Genomic DNA, 3,213 nt, shown 5'->3' on the forward strand with positions numbered 1-3,213 from the left:
CGGCGCCATGGTCGCGGATAAGGGCCGCCGGGATAGTAGCCGGGACCGCGACGTGACAGAGACTGGAGCCGGGCGCGCGCTTCCATGCGGACTCGGGGTGCGCCATAGTCAGCGCCAATGTGCAACCTCTACAGCGTCACCAGGGGCCAATCGGCCATCCGGGCCCGGCAGTCCGTCCCTGGGTGACGCCTGCTCGCATCGGACCGGGCGAATGACCGCACCGCGCGGCCTGCAGTCCGCCCGGTGCCGTCGAAGCCGCTCTGACCGCTGGCCATCAGTCCCAGCGACCTAAGCGGGAGGTTACATCTCGTCTCGTCGCTTCAGGAAGGGCACTCCGTCGAGCGAATTGTCTCACCGTTATGGGGCGGCCCAGGGCCCGCCCCGGCCTCGGCCGCCCCATCCCTACCTCTGGCGTCCAGGGCCCGCCCACGGGGCAAAAAAAATGCCGGGCGTGCCAGGGGCCGCCCGGAAGTCATCATCTGGAGAGGGGAAACTGGCGGCCGGCGGTCAGGGCGGGCAGATCCGCGTGCGCCAGTCCTCCGATTGGGCCTCGGGTCATCCGGGACCGATCCAATATCTACGCCGATCAAACGAAGCGACAACGATTAAAGGACGGACGACTGACGGTACTAAAGGTGGAGAACATGCGGATCGCCGCCCCGCCCTTCACGCATCACGCCGGCCCGCAACGAGCGCCACAATGCCGCCGACCCAGATGCCAGGGCGGGCAGTCATTCGGGCATTCGAGTCGCAGCCATCGCAGCATCATCGGTCCTCATGACCGCGACCAAGTCGGCGTCGCAGAGGTGGCGGCTTCGCCGTGTACCAGACCCAGCCGGGTGGCGTGACCATGTCGTGATCTACGGCGAAATCCAGCTTTTCGAGGAGCCGAACGACGGAAAGGTTCTCCGGTCGCACCCGGCCTCGCGCGGTCGTCCGATTCCTCTTCCACACGCGCGCCTGCGCGTCTTCCACCAAGGCCTGCGCGACCCCGCACTTTCGATGCGTGGGGGAGGTTACGAGGTAGAAGATCTCGCTCCCCGACATAACCATTACTCCTGCTGCTTCTCCATCGCTTTCAAAGATCCAGACCCTCCGGTCACGGCATTTGTCTCGAACCCAATTCTTGTACGCGTCGTCGGCAAAGTTTCGGGTCAGCGGGATTTCCTCGCGCGCTGCAAGCAGCACAGCATGGACGGTTTCGGCATCCTTTACCTTGGCTCGACGGATCATTGTGTCATACCCTCCGACCAAGCCAATTCAGTAGGTTCGTACCATGTGCGGCCTCTACAGCGTGACCAAGGCCAATCGTCGATCCAGGATCTCTTCGCCGTCAAAGGCGCGCCCCGGCGTTCGACTATGTGCGGACGTGACGTGCGTACAGCGCGGGTCTAGATGTCCCGGGCGCTGAAAAGGGAGGGAGGTTCACGATGCACGCATATGTTTCCGCTTCAGCCGACGCCGCAGTCCAATCTGCACGCCAATCAGTCGACAGCACGATCGAAATTCTCGAGCACGAACGCGACCAGTTAATCCCACTGGTGGTCGAAGGGCCGACCCGTCTGCGTTCGCTGCGGTTGCGCCAATTGAAATCGATTGAGCGACAGCTTGTCGCCGCACAGTCCAAGCAAGCAAAATTGCCATTGGAACCGCATCACTAGACGCGCTCCGCGCCTCGGCGCTTGGACTGAGACTTGAAGATGGAAAGTCCGCTTCGCCCGTAGTTGTCGAATACGCGCGCCGTCAGAGCGCCATGCGGCCAGCCTTTTTTGACGACAAGCCGGTACGCGATCGAAGGGCTCCCCGCTTCCGTGTGCATCATACGGACGATGGTGTTCGCGTTGCCAAGAAACTCAATCTGGTACTGCATCTTGAACTCCAACTCGCTCATATTGCGTCTGCGTTGTGACCAACTACTTATTGGCTGAAGCGTCGCCATCAGAAGACGGCTGAGAGCGCGCGTTCCGGTTGCGCTCGAAGGCGCAGGAGAGCGCGATCACCTGCGCTCGGGTGCTCACCTGGAGCTTGCGCAGCACGGCGCTGACATGCACCTTGACGGTCGCCTTGGACACACCGATCTCGTGGGCGATCAGCTTGTTCGGCAGGCCGGTGATGAGGAGTTCGAACACCCGCTGCTGCGCGTCAGTGAACGTCGCCGCGCGCTCGGAAAAGGCATCGAAGGCGGTCGGCCCCTGGTCCTTCGCCTTCAGGCGGACGGGCAGGCCGGGCTCGGCGGTAATCATGACGGCGTTCATGAACTTGCTGGCTTGATCTAGGAACCGGCTGACCTGCGCGTTGAACAGGCGTTGCAGCTGTTCCACTCGCCCAAATGCAGACAGGTGACATCTCTTGGGCAGGCCCCGTCATCCAGGCATTGCGCGAGACTCGCCGCAATCTCAGCGCATTCCTGGAGCGCCGCGATGGCGCGACGCTGAAGGTCGACGACGTCGGACCGCGTGGCCTTGCCTCCACACTCGACGCTTTGGAAGGACGATTTGAGCACCGCCAGCAACCGCGCATATTTGGGCGCGAGCGCAGCAATGCGGAACTGCGGGTTTGGATGCGGTGTCGACATTGTATCTGTTTGGCGCACTCCCACTCTGATTGCCTGGACGACGCCAGAGGGCAGCGACTTATGCTGCAGTGCAGTGGCCGTAGACAGTCGATATCGTCGCATCGAACTAAAGTCGATATTTTTCTGAGGCTCGGCCTCCGCAGCGCCAATCTCCGGCGGCCTCTTCATTACGACGAATTCCGAACATTCTAAATGCGCCATCAGCCGCCGGGCGACGATCTCGGCCATGATCTCGGCGCTCTGGACGCACCTGCCACCATGAAAGTCGCCTCGTAGGCGGACCGGGCGGTCAGGATCGACTTCGCGGCCCATGTTCGACGCGTTCGGGAGAACTCCGCAGCGAGTGAACATGCCTTTCGCGGCCCCTGCTTGCTGACGTGCAACGGGCTCGCCGCCGCCGCGCCAGCCGTGCGCGGCCCGCGGCGGCTTTTTTTGAGCGACGTGGGAAGCGGACTATAATTGCGTCGATGCCGGAAGCGGGCAGCTTGCGCGTTCGGTTTATGAAAGGCATGGCAGATGTATGAGGTCCTCGACAATTTCCTGTTAACCGGTACGTGGAACACCCGCCACGCTTCTGATGAACAGCGGTTTTATGAGGTTTTGGACAAAATTGTGTGGCAAGATGAATTTAATGCCGA

Annotated in this window: 5 protein-coding genes; 1 reads left to right on the plus strand and 4 read right to left on the minus strand. The window is 61.9% G+C overall.

Features of this window, described 5'->3' with window-relative positions; all coding sequences use genetic code 11:
- Positions 1-765: 765 nt before the first annotated feature.
- A complete protein-coding gene (locus ACLP25_RS08760) occupies positions 766-1,233 on the minus strand; it encodes a GNAT family N-acetyltransferase (protein WP_442468817.1) in 468 nt (155 codons plus the stop codon).
- 197 nt (positions 1,234-1,430) lie between these two features.
- Here ACLP25_RS08760 and ACLP25_RS08765 point away from each other — a divergent pair, with 197 nt between their 5' ends.
- Positions 1,431-1,661, plus strand: a complete 231-nt coding sequence (locus tag ACLP25_RS08765; RefSeq protein WP_442468818.1) for a hypothetical protein — start codon at positions 1,431-1,433, stop codon at positions 1,659-1,661.
- Here ACLP25_RS08765 and ACLP25_RS08770 read toward each other — a convergent pair.
- From ACLP25_RS08770 to ACLP25_RS08780, 3 genes are read right to left on the minus strand one after another with little or no spacing between them, the layout of a single operon-like run.
- Positions 1,658-1,891 carry a hypothetical protein gene (locus ACLP25_RS08770; protein WP_442468819.1) on the minus strand — a complete coding sequence of 78 codons (234 nt, stop codon included), beginning with the start codon at positions 1,889-1,891 and terminating at the stop codon, positions 1,658-1,660. The genes ACLP25_RS08765 and ACLP25_RS08770 overlap by 4 nt on opposite strands.
- 22 nt (positions 1,892-1,913) lie before the next feature.
- On the minus strand, positions 1,914-2,321 hold the full coding sequence (locus ACLP25_RS08775; RefSeq protein ID WP_442468820.1) for a LuxR C-terminal-related transcriptional regulator: 408 nt from the start codon (positions 2,319-2,321) through the stop codon (positions 1,914-1,916).
- The gene (locus tag ACLP25_RS08780) at positions 2,273-2,803 is read right to left on the minus strand and encodes a hypothetical protein (protein WP_442468821.1); all 531 of its coding nucleotides are present in this window, start codon (positions 2,801-2,803) and stop codon (positions 2,273-2,275) included. The genes ACLP25_RS08775 and ACLP25_RS08780 overlap by 49 nt, the downstream gene beginning before the upstream one ends.
- Between the last annotated feature and the right edge of the window lie 410 nt (positions 2,804-3,213).

It is taken from the genome of Roseiarcus sp. (genome assembly GCF_052145395.1).
Lineage (GTDB): Bacteria > Pseudomonadota > Alphaproteobacteria > Rhizobiales > Beijerinckiaceae > Roseiarcus.

Bases quoted from the DNA above. Each gene is read 5' to 3' on its own strand.
- ACLP25_RS08770 (WP_442468819.1), bottom strand. From the start codon at position 1,891: ATGAGCGAGTTGGAGTTCAAGATGCAGTACCAGATTGAGTTTCTTGGC.
- ACLP25_RS08765 (WP_442468818.1), top strand. From the start codon at position 1,431: ATGCACGCATATGTTTCCGCTTCAGCCGACGCCGCAGTCCAATCTGCA.
- ACLP25_RS08780 (WP_442468821.1), bottom strand. From the start codon at position 2,803: ATGGCCGAGATCGTCGCCCGGCGGCTGATGGCGCATTTAGAATGTTCG.
- ACLP25_RS08760 (WP_442468817.1), bottom strand. From the start codon at position 1,233: ATGATCCGTCGAGCCAAGGTAAAGGATGCCGAAACCGTCCATGCTGTG.